This is a genomic window from Zoogloea sp. (genome assembly GCF_041904905.1).
In the GTDB taxonomy this organism is placed as follows: Bacteria; Pseudomonadota; Gammaproteobacteria; order Burkholderiales; family Rhodocyclaceae; genus Zoogloea.
This window is the reverse complement of record NZ_JAYRMI010000007.1, coordinates 1-22738: the sequence shown is the minus strand read 5'-3', so window position 1 is coordinate 22738 and position 22738 is coordinate 1. Positions and strand designations below refer to the sequence as shown.

Below are 22738 nucleotides of genomic sequence, written 5' to 3'. Positions count from 1 at the left end.
GCGAACCCGATCCCCACCATGTGCCAGCTCCTTGGAATGAACTGCAACACGCCGACGGACATCTGCTTCTCGTTCGCCGGTTTTCAGGCCCGCGGCGGCCTCACCGACGTCCACCGGGACGGCTGGGGGATCGCCTTCTTCGAAGGCCGCGGGGTGCGCCTGTTCCTCGACCCCCAGGCCAGCAGCACCTCGCCGGTGGCCGAGCTGGTGCGCAGCTACCCGATCCACTCCCTCAACGTCATCGCCCACATCCGCAAGGCCACCCAGGGCGTCGTCACCCTCGAGAACACCCACCCCTTCCAGCGCGAGCTGTGGGGGCGCTACTGGGTGTTTGCCCATAATGGGAACCTGAAGGGCTTCGCACCGACCCTGCGTGGCGATTATCTTCCCGTCGGGCAGACCGATTCCGAACTGGCGTTTTGTCATTTGATGGAGACCCTGCGGGCGCGCTTCCCCCAGGGCGAGCCACCGCTGCCGGTGCTGTTCGGGGCGGTGCGCGACATTGCCCGGCAGATCGGCGCCTGCGGCGAGTTCAACTTCCTGCTCTCCAACGGCGCCTTCCTGTTTGCCCACTGCGCGTCGCGGCTGGCCTACATCGTGCGTCAGGCCCCGTTTGCCAGCGCCCACCTGAAAGACCAGGATGTCACCGTGGATTTCAGCGAGCTGACCGAGGCCGGCGACCGGGTGGCGGTGGTCGCCACCACGCCGTTGACCGACAACGAAACCTGGACCGCCATCGCGCCCGGCACGCTGCTGCTGTTCGTCGATGGCGCGCCGGTGGAGGCGGGCCCGGCCGATACCCTGCCCTTCATCGGGAGCAGTCCGGGAACAGTCTGATGGGATACATGTCAAAAATGGTAAAAAACACAAATCTTCCAAATTAAAGATGCAAGAATCGTCGATGATCTTTTGCGATCCATCCGGGCTAGAATCGCCCGACGTCCTGTAAACACGTGGCCCACCCATGCCGACCAGCGCCCCGAAAGACTGCCCCCTGTGTTTCCCCGAGCCGGAGAACGTCCTCTGGCAGGATGCCAGCTGCCGCGTGATCCGCGTCCCCGACCCGGATTACCCCGGCTACTGCCGCCTGATCTGGAACGACCACGTCGCCGAGATGAGCGACCTGTCGCCGGCCGACCAGCGCCACTGCTTCAACATCCTGATGGCGGTGGAGGTGGCCCTGCGGGAGTGCTTCAGCCCGGACAAGATCAACCTGGCGAGTTTCGGCAACGTGGTTCCGCATCTACACTGGCATCTGATCCCGCGTTATCTCGACGACCGCCACTTTCCGCAGCCCGTGTGGGGTGTCGCCCAGCGCAAGGGCGGCAGCTCGCCGGCGCCCGAGGTCGATGACGCGCGCCTCGCCCTGGCGGTGCGCAACGCCATTGCCGAGCATCTTGCCGGCTGAACCCGGAGAATCCTTCCATGGCGGACAGCCCCCAATCCTATCCCGATCTGCATAGCGTGGAGCAGTACCGCAAGCTCCTGCGCAACCTGCACACGCTCAATGCGACCGAGAGCCACGCCACGCTGGTGCGGATGCTCGAAGGCCTGCTGGCCAGCCCGCTGGGCCCCGAGGAGCAGCTCGAGGTCCTCGAATCCGCCCGCCAGACGATCACCTTCGTGCAGCACGAGATGTCGTCCCGCTACGCCGCCCACCCCCTGCCGCCCGACAGCCAGGAGGACGCCACCCTGCGTCAGGTGGTGCGCCTGTGGACGGCCCTGAGCACCGCCTACGCCCGCCTCGCCGAGAGCGGCAGCGGCAGCGACGAGTTCCGCGCCCAGTGGCCGCTGCTGGCCCAGCGCCGCATCCAGTATCTCGGGCAGGTCATCATCGAGTACTTCCGCGCCCACCGGGCCGAGCCGCCGGGCGCCTGGAAGGCCGTCCACGCCGCCTTCCTCGAGGCCGAGCGGGCCGGCGTCACCCACAGCCGGGTGATCGACCCCCTCAACAACACCTGGAAGGCCCAGAGCCCCGACGAGGCCTACATCGCCCTGCTGCTGGTGGACCTCACCAACCCCTACGGCCGCAACCAGCGCGAACTGAACTGGATCTGCCGCTGGGCCCAGCGCTTCGCCCCCTACTGCATCATGCAGACCACCTGGGAGAAGGACGACGCCCGCGCCTACGGCCTCGACCTTACCGAAGACCACGGCCTGCGTCCGATCGCGCTGATCGGTGCCCGGCCGGGCATGCGCCGCTTCGACGGCCACCGGCTGGCCGCCCAGATCAAGGCCATGCTCGCCGAGTTCAAGCAGGGCACCACGCCGGCCTCCCTGGGCCTGGGCGACGACTGCTCCCAGCCCGCCTGCGCGCGGCTGCTGGTGTCGCTGTACCGCCCGTGGGGCATGTCGGCGGCCGGCCGGCGCTTTCCCCGCCGCAGCAAGAAGGGCAGCAACAAGATCTGCACCCACTGGGAAGGCATCTGCCTGCTCGTCTCGGGCAAGGAGTTCGTGCCGCCCAACCGCCGCCAGACCATGGGCAGCCGCTACGACATCAACGTCATCACCTTCGGCGCCCGGGTGGACGACGAGGTGCCCGACGTCATCAACCCCGAGGCCGAGGTGCTGCGCCGGGGCTTCGGCCTCGACGAGTGGCAGACCGTCGATCACTCGGTGTCGGGCTTCCGCATCCAGCGCAAGCACCCCGGTCAGCGCATCGAGCACCATCAGGTGGTGGGCATCAAGCCCAGCGACGGCAGCCAGTATCTGCTGGGTCAGGTGAGCTGGCTGATGTACGAGCCCGACGGCACGCTGATGGCAGGCATCCACCTGCTGGCCGGCCTGCCCAGCACCGTGGCGGTGCGCCCCACCGGGGTGAACATCAACCCCACCGAACCCTTCTCCCAGGCCTTCATGCTGCCCGAGATCGCCGCGATGCGGGCGCCGGCCACCATCGTGGTGCCCGGCGGATGGTTCCACGCCGACCGGGTGATCGAGCTGCACCAGGGCGAGTCGCGCCAGATCCGGCTGACCAGCCTGGTGGCCCGGGGCACCAACTTCGATCAGGCCACCTACGAGTTCGTGAACGTGTAGGCGGCTGGGCCGTGGCCCGGCGGGCAACTCGACCACAAAACGAAAAAGGGTGAGCCGCGGCTCACCCTTTTTTGCGCTCAGTCCACCAGCCGGCGGGCCGGAAAGCTGGCGGTGAAGCGGCTGCCGCGGCCCGGCTCGCTGTCGATCAGCAGATCGCCCTGGTGGCGGTTGAGCACGTGCTTGACGATCGCCAGCCCCAGCCCGGTGCCGCCGGTCTCCCGGGAGCGGCCCCGGTCCACCCGGTAGAAGCGCTCGGTGAGGCGCGGGATGTGCTCCGGCGCGATACCGATCCCGTCGTCCTCCACGCTGTAATCCACCACCGCGCCGCGCCGCTGCCAGCGGATGCGGATGTGGCCGCCCGCCGGGGTGTAGCGCACCGCGTTGATCGCCAGATTGGCGAACACGCTGTACAGCTCCTTGGCGTTGCCCAGCATGTGCGCCCGAGGTGGGCACGCCAGCTCGATGGTGTGGCGGCCGGCGGACACCACCGACGCCTCCTGACGCACCTCTTCGAGCAGGCCCACGATGTCCACCGTCTCGTCCTGGGCGGCCGGTGCGCCGCTCTCCAGCGCCGACAGGGTGAGCAGATCCTGGATCAACCGCTGCATCCGCCCGGCCTGCTCGAAGGCGAGGCCCAGGTAGTGGCGCACGTCATCCTTCTCCAGGTCGTCGAGGCCGTCGATCAGGGTCTCGAGGAAGCCCATCACCACGGTGAGCGGGGTGCGCATCTCGTGGGACACGTTGGCCACGAAATCCCGCCGCATGTCCTCCAGCCGCTGGCCCTGGGTGATGTCCTCCGACAGCAGCAGGCGCATGTCCTCGCTGAAGGGCACCACGTGAACCATCAGGGTGCGCCCGCTGGGCCGTCCGAAGGTGATCGTCAGCGGCTCGGTATAGTCGCCTTCCTTCAGGTAGCGGACGAAATCCGGCTGGCGCACGATGTTGGTCACCGGCGCGCCCTGGTCGCGGGCCTGATCCAGCCCGAACTGCTGCTCGCCCTCGCGATTGACCCACTCGATGGTGTTGGTGTCGGACAGGAACATCAGCCCGTGGGGCATCGCCTGGCTGGCTTCGCGGAAGCGTTCGAGGGCGGCGGACAGGCGCTCCTGGCGACGGGACGCAGTGCGCGCCCGCAGGTTCACCTCGGCGAACACGTTGTCCCACAGGCCGAAGGCGCGGGGCAGCGGCGCGGCCTGCTCCACCGGCGTACGCAGCCAGCGCACCAGCTTGAACAGGTTGTTGATGTGATAGAAGCCGGCCGCCAGCAGCAGCGCGGCAAAGACCAGCAGCCCCGCCACCGGGCCGAAGAAGATGCCCACCGCCACGGCCACCACGACGATGCCGGCCAGCACCGACAGGACCGCGACGAGGATGTAACTGATGGGGCGGACCGCGGCCACCCCTTCCGCAAAGTTGTCTGCCACTGCTTATCTGACCGACGCGGCCTCCTGCTGGGTTGAGAAGCGGTAGCCGCTGCCGCGCACCGTCTGCACCAGCCCGTCGTGGCCGCTCGGCTCCAGGGCGCAGCGCAGGCGGCGGATGTGCACATCCACCGTCCGCTCCTCCACGAAGACGTGATCGCCCCACACCTGATCGAGCAGCTGGGCGCGGGAATGGACCCGCTCCGGGTGGGTCATCAGGAAGTGCAGCAGGCGGAACTCGGTGGGCCCGAGGGTGACCGGGTTGCCGCTGGCGGTGAGGCGATGGGTGGCCGGATCGAGGCGCAGGCCGCCCAGGTCCACCGGGTCTTCGGTGGTCTCCGGCGCCCGCCGGCGCAGCACGGCCTTGATGCGCGCCACCAGCTCGCGGGGCGAGAAGGGCTTGGTGATGTAGTCGTCGGCGCCGGATTCGAGGCCCAGCACCTTGTCGGTCTCCTCGCCGCGGGCGGTGAGCATGATGAGCGGGATGCTGCGGGTACGCTCCTCGCTGCGCAGGCGCTTGGCGAACTCGACCCCGGACATGCCGGGCAGCATCCAGTCGAGCAGGACCAGATCGGGGAGCGCGTCGCGCACGATGCGCTGGGCCGTCTCCGCATCGCCGGCCCGGACCACATGGTGGCCGGCCCGCATCAGGTTGGCGGCGATCAATTCCTGGATGGCGGGCTCGTCTTCGACGAGCAGGATGGTGGCAGGCATGGTGAACCTCGGTGGAAGCGCTGGGACGCCGGCAGTCTATTGCAGCCAGTTTACCCTTTGATGACAGGTCATCTGCCTGAAATGCGTCGGTGGGAACCCGTCGGGCAGGCGGCGCGGGCGCCTTCGAGTATCATTACGGGCTTGACCCATTGACCACGGAAATCCCCCATGGCCGGCCTTCGCAAGGACGATCCCGTCCCCACCGAGATCAAGCTCCACCAGCGCTCGCGCATCATGGAAATCGCCTTCGACGACGGCAAGCGCTTCGAGTTGAGTTACGAGTTCCTGCGCGTCTATTCCCCGTCCGCCGAGGTGCGCGGCCACGGCCCCGGCCAGGAAGTCCTGCAGCTGGGCAAGCGCGACGTGGAGATCGAGCGGGTCGAGCCGGTGGGCAACTACGCGATCCGCCCGGTGTTCTCCGACGGCCACGACAGCGGCCTGTACTCGTGGGATTACCTCTACGACCTGGGCGAGCGTCACGACGACCTCTGGCAGAACTACCTGCTGCGCCTCGACACCGAAGGCGGCAGCCGCGACCCGGCCGATCTTCCGCCCCCCGCGCCCAAGGCCGGCGGCTGCGGTCATCACCACTGAACAACCGATTTCCGATCCCGATCATGAACGACAAGACCACCCACTTCGGCTTCCAGCAGGTTGCCGAATCCGAGAAGGCGAGCAAGGTCCGCGGCGTGTTCTCGTCCGTCGCCCGCAGCTACGACGTGATGAACGACCTCATGTCCTTCGGCCTGCACCGGCTCTGGAAAGCCTTCGCCGTGCAGATCGCCGGCGTGCGCACCGGCGACCGGGTGCTCGACGTGGCCGGCGGCACCGCCGACCTGTCCCTCGCCTTCGCCCGGAAGGTCGGCCCCACCGGTCAGGTGTGGCTCACCGACATCAACCACGCCATGCTCTCCGTCGGCCGCGACCGGGTGGTGGACAAGGGCTTCCTGCTCCCCGTGGCCCAGTGCGACGCCGAGAAGCTGCCCTTCCCCGACGACTACTTCGACTGCGTCACCGTGGCCTTCGGCCTGCGCAACATGACCCACAAGGATCGGGCCATCGCCGAGATGCGCCGCGTCCTCAAGCCCGGCGGCCGGCTGCTGGTGCTGGAGTTCTCCAAGGTCTGGAAGCCCCTCGCCCCGGCCTACGATTTCTACTCCTTCAAGCTGCTGCCGCTGATGGGCGAGAAGGTGGCCAACGACGCCGACAGCTACCGCTACCTGGCCGAGAGCATCCGCATGCACCCCGATCAGGAATCCCTCAAGGCCCTGATGGAAGGCGCCGGCCTCGCCCGCGTCGAGTACTTCAACATGACCGCCGGGGTGGTGGCCCTGCACCGCGGCTACAAGCTCTGAGCCCTCCAACCGCAGGACACGCGATGTTTGCCTCGCCCGCCATTGCCGGCCTCAATCACCTGCTCGCCGACGCGCCCTGGGCGCGTGCCCGGCTGGCGCCCTTTGCCGGGCGGACCGCCGTCTTCCACGTCACGCCCTTCGTCCTCAGCCTGGGCATCGACGGGGACGGCTGCTTCACCGAATCCGCCACGCCCGAGCCCGACGTGACCCTCGAACTGCCGCTGGCCTCGCTGCCCAAGGCGGTGGGCGGCACCGACGCGCTGATGGCCGACATCCGCATCGGCGGCAACGCCGATTTTGCCGACGCCCTCGGCTTCGTGCTGCGCAAGCTGCGCTGGGACGGCGAGGAGGCCCTGTCGCGGCTGGTGGGCGACATCGCCGCCCACCGCGCGGTGAGCGTCGCCCGCGGGGTGGCCGCGTGGCACCGGCAGGCCGCCCGCAACGCGGTCGAAAACCTCGTCGAGTACTTCGGCGAGGAGCAGCCGCTGGTCGTCAAGAAGGCCGCCCTCGAAGACCTGGCGGGCGCCACCGCCGCCCTGCGCGACGACCTCGCCCGCCTCGAGAAGCGCCTGAAGAAGCTCGAAACCTGCTAACCCGGGCCCCGCTCAGGGGTACAGCCCGCGCAGCCGGTGGGCCAGCAGCACCCGCTCGCAGCCCAGCACGAAGGCGGCGGTGCGCGGCGGGATGCCCCGGGCCCGGGCCGCGTCCCACACCGCGGCAAACGCCTCGCGCATGATCCGGTCGAGGCGCGCGTTGATCTCCTCCTCGGTCCAGAAGAACGCGCTGATGTCCTGCACCCACTCGAAGTAGCTCACCGTCACCCCGCCGGCGTTGGCCAGCACGTCGGGGACGACGGTCACGCCCTTGTCCTGGAGGATCAGGTCGGCCTCCGGGGTGGTCGGGCCGTTGGCCCCTTCGGTGATGAGGCGGGCGCGGATGCGCCCGGCGTTGGCGGCGGTGATCTGGTTCTCCATCGCCGCGGCGATCAGGATGTCGGCGTCCACCCCCCAGAAGTCGGCGTCGGCCATCGGCTCGCTGCCGGGGGCGCCAGCCAGCGCCCGATGGGCGAGGCTCCAGGCCTTGGTGGCGCGCACGTCCAGCCCGGCCGGGTTGTGGATGGTGCCGGTGGCGTCCTGCAGCGCCACCACCTTCGCGCCGGCATCGGCAAACAGCCGGGCGGCCGCCTCGCCCACGTTGCCGAAGCCCTGCACCGCCACCCGCGCGCCGGCGATCTCCAGCCCGATGTGCCGGGCCGCCTCGGCGGTGGTCACGAACACCCCGCGCCCGGTGGCGTCCTTGCGCCCCAGGCTGCCGCCCAGGCCCACCGGCTTGCCGGTGACGACGCCCATCGCGGTCTTGCCCTCGTTCATCGAGAAGGTGTCCATGATCCACGCCATCACCTGCTCGTTGGTGTTGATGTCGGGCGCCGGAATATCCTTGTCCTGGCCGATCAGGATGTTGATCTCGCTGGCGTAGCGGCGGGTGAGGCGCTCCAGCTCCGCCGTCGACAGCGTCTTCGGGTCCACCCGCACGCCGCCCTTGGCGCCGCCGAAGGGCACGTTCACCACCGCGTTCTTCACCGTCATCCAGGCCGACAGGGCCATCACCTCGGAGAGGGTCACGTCCGGGTGATAGCGGATGCCGCCCTTGCCGGGCCCGCGGGAGAGGTTGTGCTGCACCCGGTAGCCCTCGAAGTGGGCGATCTCGCCGTTGTCGAGGCGGATCGGCACGTCCACGATCAGCGCCCGCTTGGGGCGGGTGAGCAGCGGTGCGAGGGGGCGCAGCGCCGGCGCCAGGTGGGGTTCGACCCGGTCGATCTGCACCAGGTAGGTCTCCCACGGGCCCAGGTGTTCGGCCGAGAGGTAGGAGGGGATGTGGGCCACGTTGTCCATGCTTGCGGATCCTCGTTCGGGTGGGGGCGACGCCTGTGCCTGCTTTGTCCGTCGATGCGGGGCGGGGTTTCATTGCCCCGCTGCATGGAGCCGATTACGGTCGGGCGGCGGCCCGGCTAAAGGGGCGCCGGGCGGTAGCCGCGGCGCAGCAGTTCGTCGCGCAGGTGGCGGGCGGTGGCCACCGCGTCGGGGCCGTCGCCGTGCACGCAGATCGAGCCGATGGGGGTGGGCAGGCGCTTGCCGCTTACCGAGATCAGCGCCTGCTCGTCGAGCATCGCCGCCACGTGGGCGAGGGCGGCGGCGGCGCCGTGGATCATCGCGTCGGGCCGGCTGCGGGGCACCAGGTTGCCGTCGTCCAGGTAGGCCCGGTCGGCGAAGATTTCGGCCACCACCGGCAGGCCGGCGGCCTCGCCCGCCTTGTAAAGCTCGGACAGGGCCGGGGCGAGGAGGATCAGCGCCGGGTTGTAGGCCTTGATGGCGCGGGCCACGGTGCGGGCCAGGGCGGCGTCGGCGCAGGCCATGTTGGAGAGGGCGCCGTGGGGCTTCACGTGGCGCAGGGCGAGCCCTTCGGTGCGGGCCATGCCGTCGAGGGCGGCGATCTGATACAAAACGATGGCCTCCAGCTCGTCCGGTTGTATCGTCATCGGCCGCCGGCCGAAGCCTTGCAGATCCGGAAAGGCCACGTGGGCGCCGATGCCGGTGCCGGCGGCTTTGGCCTGCTGGAGGGTGCGGCGCATCACCAGCGGGTCGCCGGCGTGAAAGCCGCAGGCGATGTTGGCGCTGTCGACGATGGCGAGCAGCGCGGCGTCGCTGCCCATCGTCCAGGCGCCGAAGCTCTCGCCCAGGTCGGCATTGAGGTTGAGGGTGCGGGTCATGGGGTGGGGCTCGTGTCGAAGGCTTGGGGGTCGATGGGGTCTTCGTCGCCGCGCACCGCCGCGCCGGCCAGGTTGGCGGCGAGGAGGGCGGCGCTGTCGCTGCCGGCCAGGCCGCGGGGGGCGAGGGCGGCGAGCCATTCTGCCAGCTGCCGGGCGGCCTGGGCGCGGGCGGCGGCGGCTTCGGCGGCGTCCACCAGCCGGAAGCGCAGCGCCTCGCCCGGCTGCAGGTGGGCCAGTCGCGGCAGGTCGGCGCGGATCGCCACCGCCAGCTTGGGATAGCCGCCCACCGTCTGGCAGTCGGCCAGCAGCACGATGGCGCGGCCGTCGGCGGGCACCTGGACGGTGCCGGGGGTGACGCCGTCCGACACGATGTCGGCGCCCCGGGCGTTGTGCGCCAGCCGCGGGCCGTCGAGGCGCAGGCCCATGCGGTCGCGCTCCGGGGTGACGCGGAAGGGCTCGCCGGTGAAGCGGGCCAGGGTGTCGGCGTCGAAGTGGTCGATCTGCGGGCCGGGCAGCGCCCGGATCGGGCCATCGGGGTGGACCAGCGGCGCGGGGGCGGCCCATTCGGCGGGGTCGCCGGCGAAGGGCGCGCAGGGCAGCAGCGCCGGCAGCCGCGCCAGCCCGGCGCGGGCGTAGGTGGCCCGGCTGCCCAGCACCGGCGGGGTGAGGATGCCGCCGGCCACCGCCAGATAGCCCACGCCCCGCGGGCTGCCCACCTGCAGCCGCTCCCCCGGCTGCAGGGTGACGGTGGACCACGCCGCCACCGACCGGGGTGCGCCTGCGACGTCGAGGTGGCGGGCCGCCATCGCGCCGGCCAGGGCCACGCGGATCGGCCCGCCCACCGCCCGCAGCAGCGGCCCGGCGAGCAGCACCTCCAGCCCCGCGGCGTCCGGCGGGTTGCCGGCCAGCCCGTTGGCAGCGGCCAGGAACAGCGGGTCGAGGGCGCCGGAGACGGGCACGCCGATGCGGCGGTGGCCGCTGCGGCCGCGGTCCTGGATCGACACGCCGAGGCCCGGCGCGTCGAGGTGCAGGCCGACGCTCATCCGCCCAGCGCCGCGCGGCTCACCGCCTGCCAGCGCACCCGGTCGCCGGGGGCCAGCAGGGCCGGGCGCCCAGGGTTCGCGGGGTCGAACAGGCGGGCGGCGGTGCGGCCGACGAGGCGCCAGCCGCCGGGGCTGTCCCACGGGTACACCGCCGCCATCCGCCCGGCGATGGCCACCGAACCGGCCGGCACCGCAAGGCGCGGGGTGGCGAGGCGGGGCATCGTCAGCGCCGCGGGCAGGCCGCCCAGGTAGGGAAAGCCGGGCAGGAAGCCCAGCATGTAAACCGTGAATTCGGTGGCGCACAGCAGGTCGATCGCCGCCTCGCGGGCCAGCCCGCTGGCGGCGGCCACGTCGGCCAGATCGGGGGCGCAGTCGGCCTCGAAGCACACCGGCAGCGTCCAGGCGGTGCCGCTGGCGGTGGCCTCGCGGCCTTCGCGGGCGAGGGCCTGCAGGTCGGCTGCGAGCTGGGCGGCATCGACCCGGTCCGGGTCGAAGTGGATCGTCACCGAGCGGAAGGTGGGCACCCATTCGACGATGCCCGGATGGCGTTCGGCCAGCGCCGGCAGCGCGTCGGCAAAGCCCTGCACCCGGGCGTGGATGGGGTCGGCGATGGCCGTGCCGAACTCGACGGTGAGCGCCGCGTCGCCCAGCGGCAGCAGGCGGACGGGCGGCAGCGGCGCGGTTTTGGGCATGGCCCCGGCGGCTTACTGCCCGAGCGCGCCGAAGGCCTTCCGGGCCAGATTGCCGGCGGCGCCGACCGGGTCTTTGCGGATCGCCTTCTCTTCTTCGGCGATCATCAGGTAGAGCCCGTCCAGCGCCTTGCGGGTCACGTAGTTCTCGATCTTCAGGTCGTCGCCCTTGCCCAGGCCAAACGCCCCGGCCTTGCCGGCGAGCTTGTTGTACTGCTCGGCCAGGGCCAGCTTGCCGGTGGTCTCGCGCACCGTGGGCAGGAAGGATTCGGTGAGCTGGGCGGCGGTCTTGTCGCGGAAATACTGGGTGGCCGCGTCGTCGCCGCCGGAGAGGATCTTCTTCGCGTCCTCGACGCTCATCTTCTTCACCGCATCCACCAGCAGCCCCTTGGCCTTGGGCACGGCCTGTTCGGCGGCGCGGTTCATGTTGTCGATGAGGGCGTCGAGATCCTTGCCGCGGCCCATGGCGCGCAGGCCGGCCTCCAGGGGCGCGATGCTGTCGGGCAGGCCGATCTTCACTTTCGGGTTGTTGAGGAAACCGCCGTCGGCGCCCAGTTGTCCAACCGCCTTGCCGGCGCCCTGGACGAGGGCCTCCTTCAGGCCGCCCGAGGCGTCCTTGTCGGTGAGATCGGCCAGGCCCAGGGCCCACGCCTGGGAACAGATGACAAGCAGCACCAAAGCTCTCAGAATCGCACGCATCGCAGAACCTCCCTCAGCCAGAACGCGGTAACAAAAAGATGTTTCTCAAGGCTATCACGCGCCTCGTCGCCCCTGTGCTGCTCGTTGCACTCCTTGACGGATGCAGCCAGCCCGCCACCCCCGACGTGCGCTTCACCACCCTCGACGGCCAGACCACCCCGCTCTCCGCCCTGCGCGGCAAGGTGGTGCTGGTGAACTTCTGGGCCACCACCTGCACCACCTGCGTGGCCGAGATGCCGCAGCTGGTGGACACCCACACCAGGTTCGCCCCGCGGGGCTACGAGACCGTGGCCGTGGCGATGGACTACGACCCGCCCCAGTACGTGCGCAACTACGCCGCCAAGAACGCCCTGCCCTTCAAGGTGGCCCTCGACAGCGACGGCTCCGCCGCCAGGGGCTTCGACGGCGTGCGCCTCACGCCCACCACCTTCCTCATCGACAAGCAGGGGCGGGTGGTCCAGAAATACCTGGGCGCGCCCGATTTCCCCAAGCTCCACAGCCTGATCGACAAGCTGCTGGCCGACCCGGCATGAAGGCCCGCAGCGCGATGCTGGCGCTGGCGGCGGCCGGCGCCATTGCCGCGGCCGTGCTGTGGCCCCGCGGGCGCGAGGTGGAGGTGGCGACGGTCAAGCGCGCGCCCCTCACCCAATCGGTGGTGGCCACCGGGCGCATCGCCACTCCGGCGCGGATCGCCATCGGCAGCCCGATTGCCGCCACGGTGCTCGAGATCGCGGTGCGCGAAGGCGACCGGGTGGCCCCCGGCCAGGTGCTGGCCCGCCTGCGCGCCGACGACGCCGCCGCGCTGGTCGCCCAGGCCGAAGCCGCCCGCGCCGAAGCCGAGGCCCGCCTCACCCAGGTCGAGAAGCTCGGTCGGCCGGTGGCGGCCCAGCAGCTTGCCCAGGCCGAGGCCAACCTCAAGGTGGCCCAGGCCGAGGCCGAGCGCGCCCGCCGCCTCGTCGCCCAGGGCTTCTACGCCCAATCCAAGGCCGACGACGCCCTGCGCAACGCCGCCAATGCCGCCACCGCGGTGGATGCCGCCCGCGCCCAGCTGGCCGCCCAGCAACCCGGCGGCACCGAACGCGACGCCGCCCGCGCGCGGCTCGACCAGGCTCGCGCCCAGCTCGCCAACGCCAGGGCCCGCGCCGCGCTGCTCACCCTCACCGCTCCCGCCGCGGCCACCGTGCTCACCCGCAAGGCCGAGCCCGGCGACGTGGCCGCCGCCGGCAAGGTGCTGCTCGAACTGGCCGACGCCGGCGAGACGCGCATCTACGCCACCGTGGACGAGAAGAACCTGCGCTTCCTGCAGCCCGGCCAGAAGGCCAGCGGCGTGGCCGACGCCTTCCCCGGCCAGCCCTTCGACGCCGAGCTGTACTACCTCGCCCCGGCGGTCGACCCCCAGCGCGGCACCGTGGAGATCCGCTTCCGGGTGGGCAAGCCGCCGGCCTTCCTGCGCCCCGACATGACCGTCTCGGTCGAAGCCGTCACCGGCCACCGGGACGCCACCCTCGTGCTGCCCGCCGAGGCCGTGCGCGAGGCCGACGGCCCGCGCCCCTGGGTGCTGGCGGTGCGCGACGGTGTGGCCACCCGGGTCGACGTCGCCCTGGGCCTCGTCGGCATCGGGCTGGTCGAGATCGCCAGCGGCCTTACCGAGGGCGACCAGGCCATCCTGCCCGCTGCCGGCGCGCTCGAAGGCGACACCGTGCGCGTGCGCCCGCCCAGAAAGCCCAAGGTCGGCGGCCTGCAGGTGCCCCAGGGGATGACCAAGTGACCCGCCCCGCCGCCCAGCGCACCGCCGCCCCATGAAGATCCGCCTGCCTTTTGCCCCGATGGTCGCCCTGCGCTTCCTGCGCGAGGGGCGGATGCAGACCCTGCTCATCCTCGCCGGCACCACCGGCGGGGTGGCGGTGATCGTCTTCCTCACCCAGCTCATCGCCCAGCTCCAGGCCCAGATCGTCGACCGCGTGCTGGGCAGCCAGGCCCACGTGGTGATCCGCCCCCTCGAAGAAGCCAACCGCCGCGCCATCGACGCCGACGGCTACGCCACCCTGATCGAACCCCGCGCCCAGCGCCTGCGCTCGGTGGACCAATGGGAGAACATCGCCCGGCTGGCCGCCGGCATGGAAGGCGTCACCGCCGTCTCGCCGGTGGCCACCGGCCCCGCCTTCGCGGTGCGCGGGCAGGCCAACAAATCGGTGGCGCTGATGGGCGTCGATGCCGAGCGCTACCGGCGCATCGTGCGCATGGAGGAATACATGGTGGCCGGCCGCTTTGCGGTGGATGGCCCGCGGGCGGTGATCGGCAGCGAGCTGGCCAAGGATCTGGGCATCGGCCTGGAGGACAAGCTGCGGGTGATGCTGCCCAACGGCCGCGACGAGCTGCTGGTGGTGGGCGGCGTGTTCGACATCGGCAACAAGGATCTCAACCGCCGCTGGATCTTCGTCACCCTGCCGCTCGCCCAGAGCCTGCTCGACCTGCCCGGCGGCATCTCCAACCTCGACCTCACCGTGGCCGACATCTTTGCCGCCCAGGCCGTGGCCGACCGCCTGCGCGGCGCCACCGGCCTGACCGTGGACAACTGGATGCAGACCAACGCCCAGCTCCTCGCCGCCCTGCGCAACCAGACCGTCTCCAACAACCTGATCCGCAGCTTCGTCACCCTCATCGTGGCCCTGGGCATCGCCAGCGTGCTGGTGGTGAGCGTGGTGCAGAAGCAGAAGGAGATCGGCATCCTGCGCGCGATGGGCGCCAGCCGCGGGATGATCCTCCAGGTCTTCCTCATCCAGGGCGCGGCGGTGGGCGCGGTGGGGTCGGCGGTGGGCAGCCTGCTCGCCTTCACCCTGCTCCAGGTGTTCTCCCACATCTACCGCAACGCCGACGGCTCGCCGCTGTTCTCCGCCCAGCTCGAACCGCGCTTCATCGTCATGGCCGCCCTGGTGGCCACCGGCGTCGGCCTCGCCTCCGCCGTCATCCCCGCCCGCCGCGCCGCGCGGATGGACCCCGTGCAGGCGATCCGGGCATGAGCGCCGCCGCCCGGCCGCCCGAAGGCGGCGCGCACCCTCCCTTGGGGATGTGGTCGCGAAGTGACCGGAGGGTCGTTCCATGAGCGCCGCCGCCCGGCCGCCCGTCATCCAGCTCGCCGGCCTCACCAAGGCCTACAACCTGGGCACCCCGGTCGAGACCGAGGTGCTCCACGGCATCGACCTCACCCTCGCCGAGGGCGAGTTTGCCGCCCTGATCGGCCCCTCCGGCTCGGGCAAGAGCACCCTGCTCAACATCGTCGGCCTGCTCGAGCGCCCCACCGGCGGGCGCCTGTCCATCGCCGGGCGCGACACCGCCACTCTCTCCGAGGCCGAGATCACCCAGCTTCGCGGGCGCAGCATCGGCTTCGTGTTCCAGTTCCACCACCTGCTGCCGGCCTTCAGCGCGCTGGAGAACGTGATGATGCCCACCGTCATCGCCCGCGGCCGCCCCGACGACGAAGCCGAAGCCACCGCCCTGGCGCTCCTCGACGCCGTCGGCCTCAAGGCCCACGCCCACAAGAAGCCGGCCGAACTCTCCGGCGGCCAGCAGCAGCGCGTCGCCATCGCCCGCGCCCTGGCCCTCCAGCCGCGCCTTATCCTTGCCGACGAGCCCACCGGCAACCTCGACACCCACACCGCCGACGACATCTTCGCCCTGCTGCGCGAGTTCAACGGGCGCACCCGCTGCGCCTGCCTCATCGTCACCCACGACCCCCGCCTCGCCGCCCGCTGCGACCGCATCGTGCGCCTGGTGGACGGGCGCATCGCCGACGACGGCCCGACCGCCGCCCCGCCTCAGCCCCCCGCCCCGTAGGTCGCCCTGCGGGGGCGATGGGGCCCCACGAGCCGGCCCCCGCCTCCCCGCGCCGCCCTCGCGCGGCCTCGCTGGCCCCCCAGGTCAGGCCATCGAGTGCAGCCCGATGAGGTTGCCCTCGCTGTCCTTCACGATGGCGATGTGGCCGTAGGCGCCGATGGCGAACTTCGGCTTCACCACCTCGCCGCCATTCCAGCCCGCCAGATCGGCCTGCTCCGAGCAGTCGGCGCAGCTGAAGTAAACCAGCACGCTGTTGCCGCCGCCGCCCGGCCCGAAGCCCTCCATCTTCGCCAGTGCGCCGCTGGCCCCGGCGTTGGTCGACTGCATCGGGAAGGCCCACAGGTCGATGGGGCTCTCCAGCCGGGTGAACTCGAAGCCGAACACCGCGGTGTAGAAGGCCTTGGCCCGGTCCATGTCGGCCACGTAGATCTCGAACCAGCCCACCGGGTTGGCGCCGCTGCCGCAGCGCTCGGGGGCGGCATCCAGCGCCGCCTGGGCGTCGGGGAAGAGCACCGCGCGCTCGGTGTAAGGGTTGAAGGGGGCGGAGCAGTGGTCGTGGAGGATCAGCCAGCGGCCATCCGGCTGCTTCTGCCACACCGTGGAGCTGCGGAACCAGTGCCGCCCGGCCGGGTGCCCCGGCGGCAGCTGGGTGAAGTGCCACAGGCAGTGGGCGCTGGCGAGTTCGGCGCCCACGGTGACGGCGAGGTTGCGCGTCTCGATGCGGGTGTCGTCGGGAAAATAGGGCAGGCAGCCGACGATCTTCTCGCGCATCCCCGCCACGTCGTCCACGAAGGGCGGGATGGCGTCGAACAGCACGGCGCCCGGCGCGTAGCGCGCCATCAGGGCGTCCACGTCCTTGCGGCAGAAGGCCTGCTGCCACTCGGCGAGGGCAGCGCGGATGAGGGATTCGTCGTTCATGGCGAGGTCCTTGGGGCAATCAAACGGTTCAAAGGCGGTCTGCGCCGCGCGGCAGACCTGCAGGCCGAACTTCAGCACGCGCAGGTGAGTCGGGTTAGCGCAGCGTAACCCGACATGCATCTTGTGATCGACGCAATTCGATCGCTCCCTGTCGGGTTACGCCCTGCGGGCTAACCCGACCTACCGCTTCTGTTCGTCAAGCACGCGCAGCTTACGTAGGTCGGGTCAGCTTACGTAGGTCGGGTTAGCGCAGCGTAACCCGACAACCCGCCGAAGCGCGTGTAGTCGTGTAGGTCAGGTTAGCCCGCAGGGCGTAACCCGACAACCCGCCGAAGTCACCCGACCTCCACGGCCGTCCGGGCGCCGTCGCCGGGGGCCTTTCCCCTGTCAATGCCATGCGGCTGGCCGAAGGCCGTGGTCATGGCCTAGAATCGGCCTCGCGCCGATGCCCGGCGCATGATTCCGATAACACGAACAGGAGAACGCCCATCATGACCCAGAACCTCATCTCCCTCGATTTCGGCGTGGACGACATCGCCGCCATCGACAAGGCCCTCGACATCCTCGAAGCCAAGTTCGACCGCTTCGTCACGCTCACCCCCGACCAGATCCGCCGCCTCAACAAGATGGGCGACAAGAGCGAGGCCTTCTGCCGCCAGGCCACCGTGGTGCTCGAAGAGAACCCCCAGCTCATCCCGCCCGGCTTCAGCGTGGCCGAGCTGCGCCAGGACGTCACCGACCTCGACCTCATGCGCCCCCGCTTCCTGCGCCTGCGCGAGCTGCTCGAAAAGGCGGACAGCACCGAGATGGCCCTGGGCAGCGACATCATCAACGCCGCCCTGGAGGGCTACGGCTACATCAAGATGGGCGGCAAGAGCGCCGGGCTGGACGGGCTGCGGGAGAGCATGAGCGTGCGCTATACCCGCCGCCCGCCCAAAGCCGCCGGCAACTGATGGCGGCTTGCGTGCAAGCGCCCATCGTTTGCGCGCAACTGAAAACCCCTTGTGCGCAAGCTGCCGCCATTTGGGCGCGAGCAAAAATCACTTGCACGCAAGCGACTGGACCTTGCGCGCAAGCCGCAATCACTCGTGCGCAAGCGATTTTTGCTTGCGGGCAAGCGGCCGAGACTCGCGCACGAGCGCCCGTTGCTTGCGGTTGGGTGAAATCCGCTTGCGCGCAAGGGGCCGCAACTTGCGCCCCTGCAGGTCGGGCTTCAGTCCGACCTGCAGGGAAATGTGCCGGTGCTATGGGTTGGTCAGGAAGCCTGCGCATTCGACGAGTTGGGGGTAATCGGAAAAAACAGTACGAACAGACGATTCTCGTTGGCGAAGTGATGAATTGCAGTCATCCACGAGCTTCCGATAGAACTCCCAAAGGTAATCGGCCGTATCGTATCTTTCCGCAGCGGAATCCCTTTTGCGACAAAGGGATCCCGTATCGCCATTTCGGGCGGTCACATAGGCTTCCGCGATGGTTTGAAGTTCGACTGACACTCGACTGCCGTCGCGCTCCTTGAACCATCTCGTTGAAGGAGTAAGGCCCGCGTTTCTCCAGGCCGCCACGAGGGTCGCGTGTGGGCTGTCCTGTTTTAGGCACTCGAAAAGAGTCCGATCCTTTACGTAAGCGGCACTGAGCATGAAGGCCCACATGGCATGTCTTCCGTGGGGTTTGTTGAATGACTCCAGCACCGCCGACGCCATTTCGACGACCCTGCGTTGAGACCGTAGGTCCAGATCGAATTCGGTGGCCACCCATTCGAGGGCAATGTGGCTTCCGTTTTCCTGCGGATACCCGATGAAGCCGCGCTGTGGGACGCCCGAATAGCAGTTGCCCTCGGCGAGGACAGACTTTTGGGATACGAGATCGTGGATGTATTTGGTGGGGTCTTGCCGCGGCAGCACATACCCGACATCAAAGAACCGCTGCAGATAAGCGGTCCCATCGAACCCCTCCCCATACACCGCCTTGACCGAATGGGCGAGCTGTTCGATGTTGGTGGCGACCACGAAGCACAGCCCGGGAATGTTGAAGATGTGCTTGAGCCCTTCCAGCAACTCCACCGCAAACGTCGGGCGGCAGCGGTCCAGTTCGTCGATGAAGACGAACATCGGGAGTTCGACCTCGCCGTTGTCGGCCAGATAGCGCAAGGTTCGCTCGATTTCCGTCCGGAAGTCGGCGATGAGCGCCTTGCGTTTGGTGCTCTCGGCCAGCAGTGATTTGAAGAGCGCTTCCGAGGCGGTGTCCTTGGCGGAGTCGAGTTGTTCTTCGAGCCTCGTTTCGCCGTCGTTGGAGGATTCGGATTCGGTCGCAATGTCGGCAACCGCGCCGAAAAAGCCGGGTGCATGTTTTTCCACCACCGCCCGACCCAATGCCTTGAGCGTCGGCACGACCGCCTTGCCCAGTTTGCGGACGCCATCGGCAAGGGATTTTTTCGCTTCAAAGGCCGCCGGCAGTTTCTCGATCTCGGCGTCCAGGGCGTGCTTGAACGCGGCCATGAAGGCGACGATGGGGTCGGTGTCGAAATCGGACGTCCAGGCGTCGAACAGGAAGACCGGATTGCGTGCTTCCTGCCGAAGGGCGGCCATCCAGGTCTGGAGGAAGAAGGTCTTCCCCTCGCCCCATTTCGCATCGATGGAGATGCAGAAGGGGGTCAGCGTCCGGGCGCCGTCCTTTTCGGTGACGCAGCGATTGCGCAGGTAGGTGGTGAGGAAGTCGGCGTAGGGTTTGCGTCCGAGCCGGTCGTCGGCCCAGACGTCCTGTGTTGTTTGGTGCAGCTGTTCATCGCTCATTCGAATGCTCCGACCATGCAATCGGCAATATTGTGGTGGCAACGGGGTTGCGGCGGGAAGCGCGTCGTCGGACTGTCTGGCTGCGGCAGGCGCCTCGGCTCACCCGCGCGGTGCCAGCGCGTCGTGTTCGAGCAGCCACAGGACGAACTGGCGGAGGGCGTGGTCGCCGTTGTCGGGGGTGAGGAGGAGGATGTCGCGGAAATCGCGCCGGGCGGCCTTGACGAGGGGGGCGATGGCGTCGGGGTCGCCCTTGGCCGCCCGCAGCAGGGTGACGTGCATCAGCTCGGTGTCGTCGGGGGTGTCGGCGCGGTATTTGCGCAGGGCGCGCAGCACGTCGTCGGCCCGCGCCGGCGGGAAGAGCCGGGGCACCAGCCGGGCGGCGGTGCCCGGCGGCGGGGTGAAGATGAAGCCGCCCCGCGCGGAGAACTCGAACCGGAAGGTCTCGAACAGGGCCCGCAGGGTGGCCGGGTCGAGATCGGGGAAGACGCGCCGGTGGATCTGCCCGAAGATTTCTTCGGTGTAGCGGTGGATGAATTCCGGGTGTCGTTGCAGGAAGTCCGGCGGGGCCGGGGGTTTCGGTCGGCGCGCGGCGCGCCTGCGGTGGATGGCGATGGCAATGAGGATGGCCGTGAAGGCCAGGAGCTGAAGCAGGGCGGTGTCGAGGGGCATGGCGGGCTCCGGGGGAGGGGGCATTCTACGGGCCCGGTTTCCCCCCAGGGGCGTCCTGCTCCAGAATGGGGGCCGTTGCCTTGCTGCCTGCGTGCCGTGCCGCCCATGTCTTCCCCTCTTCTCTCCTGCGGCCTGCTGGTCATCGACGAACGTGGCGAGGTGCTGGTCGGGCATTCCACCGGCAGCACCCACTGGGATCTGCCCAAGGGTTTGATCGAGCCGGGCGAGCTGCCCATCGACTGCGCGCTGCGGGAGGCGCAGGAGGAGTTCGGGCTGGTCTTCGCGCGGGCGCGGCTGGTGGATCTGGGGCGTCATGCCTATTACCGGGGCAAGGATCTGCACCTGTTTGCGGTGCGCACCGAGTCGGCGGCCACGCGGGCGGCGGATTGCGTGTGCGCCAGCTTCTTCGACGACGCGGTGACGGGGCGCCGGCTGCCCGAGATCGACGCCTTTGCCTGGGCCGACGAGGAGACGCTGGGCCTGCGCCTGGCCGCCAGCATGCGCCGGCTGCTGCTGGGGCGGGGCTTGCTGGCCCGGGCGCGGGGGGCCTGCGGCGGGGCCTGAGGGCCGGGGCGGCGGAGGCTTGCGGCTGTCATCGGGTGGGGTGGCCGGCTCAATTTTTGGGGTGGGCGTGCCGTAACGCGTGGACGGAAGGGTGAGCTTCCGGAGACGAGGAGAGAAGGCATGGGTGAATCCGCCATCGGTGGGCGCGGGCCCTGGCGGCGGTGCTTGCTGCGGATGGGGGGGCTGGGGCTGGTGCTGGGCTTGCTGGGCGGGTGCGACAAGCCGGCGCCGGTGGAGGGGCCGCGCTATGCGGCCGCGCCGACGGCGGCGGATAGCCGGGTGCATTACGTGTTCGCGGTGCATCCGCTGCACAACCCCCAGCTGCTGCACAAGAAGTTCGAGCCGCTGATGCGCCATCTGGCGGCCCACATGCCAGGCGTGGCCTTCGATCTGGACGCCTCGAACAACTACGCCGACTACGAGGGCAAGCTGCGCCAGCGGGTGCCGGCGTTCTCGCTGCCCAACCCCTACCACGCCACCCTGGCCCGGGGGTGGGGCTACCGGGTGATCGCCAAGATGGCCGACGACGAGGCGTTCCGGGGGATCTTCCTGGTGCGCAAGGACAGCCCGGTCCGCGAGCCGGCGGACCTGAAGGGCAAGGTGGTGGCCTACCCGGCGCCCACGGCGCTGGCGGCGGCGATGATGCCGCAGCTCTACCTGCAGGAGCACGGGGTGGATGTGGAGACGCAGCTCGACAACCAGTACGTGGGCACCCACAACTCGGCGATCATGAACGTCTACCTGGGCCAGAGCGCGGCCAGCGCCACCTGGCCGGTGGCGTGGGAGGCGTTCCGGAAGGCCAACCCGCGGGAGGCGGCGGAGCTGAAGGTGGTCTGGCAGACGCCGCGCTTGATCCAGAACGCGGTGATCGTGCGCGACGACGTGCCGCCGGCGGTGGCCGCCCAGGTGGCGGCGCTGCTGGCGGGCCTGCAGGATTCGGCGGAGGGGCGGGCGGTGCTGGAGGGCATCGACACGCGCGGCTTCGAGCTGTCGGACGACCGGCAGTTCGACGTGGTGGTGGCCTTCCTCCGGGAGTACGAGCGCAAGGTGAAGAAGAAGCCGCAATGAAAGGTCTGGCAAGGCGGGTCTTCGGGTTCTTCGCCGGCACCGTGCGCAGGCAGCTGATCTGGGGCGTGGTGCTGGTGCACGCGGTGATGATGACGCTGTTCGTCCACGATCTGACCCTGCGCCAGCAGGCTTTCCTGATCGACAGTCAGACCGAGGAGGCCAGCAACCTGGCCCAGACCCTGAGCGTGACGGCGATCTCGCAGATGCTGGCCTCCGATCTGGCGGGCTTGCAGGAGCTGGCGGCGGCGGTGGCCCGCTACCCCGGCGTGGCGCACGTGATGATCGTGCACAGCAGCGGCAAGATCCTGGCCCACGGCGACCCCCTGCGGCGCGGCCAGTTCGTGGCCGACATGGACCGCTTTCCGCGCGACGGCGCGGGCGGGCCGCACCTGCTGCAGCGCTCCCGGGCGCTGGTGGACGTGGTGGTGCCGGTGCGCACCGACGGTGCCCCGCTGGGCTGGGTGCGGGTGGGGATGGCCCAGGGCGCCAACAGCGCGCGGCTGGCGGCGATCAGCACCGCCGGCCTGTGGTACACGGCGCTGGCCATCGTGGCGGGGGCGCTGATCGCCGGCTTGCTGGCGTCGGGCCTGACCCGCCGGCTGACCGCCATGCGTCGGGTGGCCGACGCGGTGAGCATCGGCGACATGGGGGTGCGCGCCCCGGTGCGCCAGCACGACGAGCTGGGGCATCTGGGGCATGCCTTCAATTTCATGCTCGACGCGCTCGATGCCCGGGCGCGCAAGGAGGCCCAGCTGCAGGCCGCGCTGCAGACCGAGAAGGAGCTGGCCGAGGTGACGCTGGCGTCCATCGGCGAGGCGGTCATCACCACCGACGCGGCCGGGCAGGTGAGCTTTCTGAACGAGGTGGCCGAGCGCTACGTGGGCTGGCCCCGGGCCGAGGCCATCGGGCGGCCGGTGGAGGAGGTGGTGCGGATCGTGGATGCGGCCACCGGGCAGCCGGCGCCCTCGCCGCTGCAGGATGCGCTGGGCGCGCCTGCGGCCGGGCCGCGGGCGGAGGCGCTGCTGCTCCAGTCGCGCGGCGGCGAGGCCTTCCACATCGAGGAGTCGGTGTCGCCGATCTACTCGCCCGAGGGCGGGCTGCTGGGGGCGGTGCTGGTGTTCCGCGACGTGACCGAGCAGCACCGCTTCCAGCAGCAGCTCCAGTGGCAGGCC

24 protein-coding genes are annotated in these 22738 nt (G+C 70.0%); 14 read left to right on the top strand and 10 right to left on the bottom strand.

Annotated elements, in window-relative coordinates; genetic code table 11:
* The first annotated feature begins 18 nt into the window (after positions 1–18).
* The 3 genes from ACE3N6_RS03450 to ACE3N6_RS03440 all read left to right on the top strand — a co-directional run bounded on the left by ACE3N6_RS03450 (position 19) and on the right by ACE3N6_RS03440 (position 3036).
* Positions 19–837, top strand: a complete 819-nt coding sequence (locus ACE3N6_RS03450; RefSeq protein ID WP_374243776.1) for a class II glutamine amidotransferase — start codon at positions 19–21, stop codon at positions 835–837.
* 127 nt (positions 838–964) lie between these two features.
* The gene (locus tag ACE3N6_RS03445) at positions 965–1408 is read left to right on the top strand and encodes an HIT family protein (RefSeq protein ID WP_374243775.1); all 444 of its coding nucleotides are present in this window, start codon (positions 965–967) and stop codon (positions 1406–1408) included.
* A 17-nt stretch (positions 1409–1425) separates the two neighbouring features.
* On the top strand, positions 1426–3036 hold the full coding sequence (locus tag ACE3N6_RS03440) for a hypothetical protein (RefSeq protein ID WP_374243774.1): 1611 nt from the start codon (positions 1426–1428) through the stop codon (positions 3034–3036).
* A 77-nt stretch (positions 3037–3113) separates the two neighbouring features.
* On the opposite strand, the gene phoR is transcribed toward ACE3N6_RS03440, so the two are convergent.
* Positions 3114–4460 (bottom strand): phosphate regulon sensor histidine kinase PhoR, encoded by a 1347-nt coding sequence (gene phoR, locus ACE3N6_RS03435; RefSeq protein WP_374243773.1) that lies wholly within the window; start codon positions 4458–4460, stop codon positions 3114–3116.
* Between the two features lie 3 nt (positions 4461–4463).
* The gene (gene phoB, locus ACE3N6_RS03430) at positions 4464–5171 is read right to left on the bottom strand and encodes a phosphate regulon transcriptional regulator PhoB (RefSeq protein ID WP_374243772.1); all 708 of its coding nucleotides are present in this window, start codon (positions 5169–5171) and stop codon (positions 4464–4466) included.
* A gap of 168 nt (positions 5172–5339) precedes the next feature.
* Here phoB and ACE3N6_RS03425 point away from each other — a divergent pair, with 168 nt between their 5' ends.
* The 3 genes from ACE3N6_RS03425 to ACE3N6_RS03415 are packed head-to-tail and all read left to right on the top strand — an operon-like array spanning position 5340 to position 7119.
* A complete protein-coding gene (locus ACE3N6_RS03425; protein ID WP_374243771.1) occupies positions 5340–5765 on the top strand; it encodes a gamma-butyrobetaine hydroxylase-like domain-containing protein in 426 nt (141 codons plus the stop codon).
* 23 nt (positions 5766–5788) lie between these two features.
* Positions 5789–6526 carry a bifunctional demethylmenaquinone methyltransferase/2-methoxy-6-polyprenyl-1,4-benzoquinol methylase UbiE gene (ubiE, locus tag ACE3N6_RS03420; protein WP_374243770.1) on the top strand — a complete coding sequence of 246 codons (738 nt, stop codon included), beginning with the start codon at positions 5789–5791 and terminating at the stop codon, positions 6524–6526.
* A gap of 23 nt (positions 6527–6549) precedes the next feature.
* Positions 6550–7119, top strand: a complete 570-nt coding sequence (locus tag ACE3N6_RS03415) for an SCP2 domain-containing protein (protein ID WP_374243769.1) — start codon at positions 6550–6552, stop codon at positions 7117–7119.
* Positions 7120–7131: 12 nt separating this feature from the next.
* Here the strand turns inward: ACE3N6_RS03415 and ACE3N6_RS03410 are convergent, their stop codons facing one another.
* The 5 genes from ACE3N6_RS03410 to ACE3N6_RS03390 all read right to left on the bottom strand — a co-directional run bounded on the left by ACE3N6_RS03410 (position 7132) and on the right by ACE3N6_RS03390 (position 11700).
* Positions 7132–8418, bottom strand: coding sequence for a Glu/Leu/Phe/Val dehydrogenase (locus ACE3N6_RS03410; RefSeq protein WP_374243768.1), 1287 nt, complete (start codon positions 8416–8418; stop codon positions 7132–7134).
* 116 nt (positions 8419–8534) lie between these two features.
* Positions 8535–9293, bottom strand: coding sequence for a LamB/YcsF family protein (locus tag ACE3N6_RS03405; protein ID WP_374243767.1), 759 nt, complete (start codon positions 9291–9293; stop codon positions 8535–8537).
* Complete coding sequence (locus tag ACE3N6_RS03400) at positions 9290–10336, bottom strand: biotin-dependent carboxyltransferase family protein (protein ID WP_374243766.1); 1047 nt, start codon at positions 10334–10336, stop codon at positions 9290–9292. Before ACE3N6_RS03400 ends, ACE3N6_RS03405 begins: the two co-directional genes overlap by 4 nt.
* Positions 10333–11028, bottom strand: coding sequence for a 5-oxoprolinase subunit PxpB (gene pxpB / locus ACE3N6_RS03395; RefSeq protein ID WP_374243764.1), 696 nt, complete (start codon positions 11026–11028; stop codon positions 10333–10335). Before pxpB ends, ACE3N6_RS03400 begins: the two co-directional genes overlap by 4 nt.
* Positions 11029–11040: 12 nt before the next feature.
* Positions 11041–11700 carry a DUF4197 domain-containing protein gene (locus ACE3N6_RS03390; protein WP_374243763.1) on the bottom strand — a complete coding sequence of 220 codons (660 nt, stop codon included), beginning with the start codon at positions 11698–11700 and terminating at the stop codon, positions 11041–11043.
* 62 nt (positions 11701–11762) lie between these two features.
* On the opposite strand from ACE3N6_RS03390, the gene ACE3N6_RS03385 reads away from it, so the two are divergent.
* The 4 genes from ACE3N6_RS03385 to ACE3N6_RS03370 all read left to right on the top strand — a co-directional run bounded on the left by ACE3N6_RS03385 (position 11763) and on the right by ACE3N6_RS03370 (position 15558).
* Positions 11763–12257 (top strand): TlpA disulfide reductase family protein, encoded by a 495-nt coding sequence (locus ACE3N6_RS03385; protein ID WP_374243762.1) that lies wholly within the window; start codon positions 11763–11765, stop codon positions 12255–12257.
* Positions 12254–13492: an efflux RND transporter periplasmic adaptor subunit gene (locus tag ACE3N6_RS03380; RefSeq protein ID WP_374243761.1), complete on the top strand. Its 1239-nt coding sequence runs from the start codon at positions 12254–12256 to the stop codon at positions 13490–13492. Before ACE3N6_RS03385 ends, ACE3N6_RS03380 begins: the two co-directional genes overlap by 4 nt.
* Positions 13493–13523: 31 nt before the next feature.
* Entirely contained in the window at positions 13524–14744 is a 1221-nt protein-coding gene (locus ACE3N6_RS03375; RefSeq protein ID WP_374243760.1) for an ABC transporter permease, read from the top strand.
* A gap of 79 nt (positions 14745–14823) precedes the next feature.
* Positions 14824–15558 (top strand): ABC transporter ATP-binding protein, encoded by a 735-nt coding sequence (locus ACE3N6_RS03370; protein WP_374243759.1) that lies wholly within the window; start codon positions 14824–14826, stop codon positions 15556–15558.
* Positions 15559–15642: 84 nt separating this feature from the next.
* Here the strand turns inward: ACE3N6_RS03370 and ACE3N6_RS03365 are convergent, their stop codons facing one another.
* The gene (locus ACE3N6_RS03365; RefSeq protein WP_374243758.1) at positions 15643–16476 is read right to left on the bottom strand and encodes a DUF4440 domain-containing protein; all 834 of its coding nucleotides are present in this window, start codon (positions 16474–16476) and stop codon (positions 15643–15645) included.
* A gap of 491 nt (positions 16477–16967) precedes the next feature.
* Between ACE3N6_RS03365 and ACE3N6_RS03360 the strand changes: the two genes are divergently transcribed.
* Entirely contained in the window at positions 16968–17429 is a 462-nt protein-coding gene (locus ACE3N6_RS03360; RefSeq protein ID WP_374243757.1) for a hypothetical protein, read from the top strand.
* Positions 17430–17720: 291 nt separating this feature from the next.
* Here ACE3N6_RS03360 and ACE3N6_RS03355 read toward each other — a convergent pair whose 3' ends face one another.
* Positions 17721–19265: a P-loop NTPase fold protein gene (locus ACE3N6_RS03355; RefSeq protein WP_374243756.1), complete on the bottom strand. Its 1545-nt coding sequence runs from the start codon at positions 19263–19265 to the stop codon at positions 17721–17723.
* A 99-nt stretch (positions 19266–19364) separates the two neighbouring features.
* Positions 19365–19934: a hypothetical protein gene (locus tag ACE3N6_RS03350; protein ID WP_374243755.1), complete on the bottom strand. Its 570-nt coding sequence runs from the start codon at positions 19932–19934 to the stop codon at positions 19365–19367.
* Between the two features lie 105 nt (positions 19935–20039).
* On the opposite strand from ACE3N6_RS03350, the gene ACE3N6_RS03345 reads away from it, so the two are divergent.
* The 3 genes from ACE3N6_RS03345 to ACE3N6_RS03335 form a co-directional block, all read left to right on the top strand.
* Positions 20040–20498 (top strand): NUDIX hydrolase, encoded by a 459-nt coding sequence (locus tag ACE3N6_RS03345; RefSeq protein ID WP_374243753.1) that lies wholly within the window; start codon positions 20040–20042, stop codon positions 20496–20498.
* A 120-nt stretch (positions 20499–20618) separates the two neighbouring features.
* Positions 20619–21566 carry a phosphate/phosphite/phosphonate ABC transporter substrate-binding protein gene (locus ACE3N6_RS03340; protein ID WP_374243752.1) on the top strand — a complete coding sequence of 316 codons (948 nt, stop codon included), beginning with the start codon at positions 20619–20621 and terminating at the stop codon, positions 21564–21566.
* A partial coding sequence (locus tag ACE3N6_RS03335) for a PAS domain-containing protein (RefSeq protein WP_374243751.1) occupies positions 21563–22738 on the top strand: 1176 nt, incomplete at its 3' end. The genes ACE3N6_RS03340 and ACE3N6_RS03335, both read left to right, overlap by 4 nt.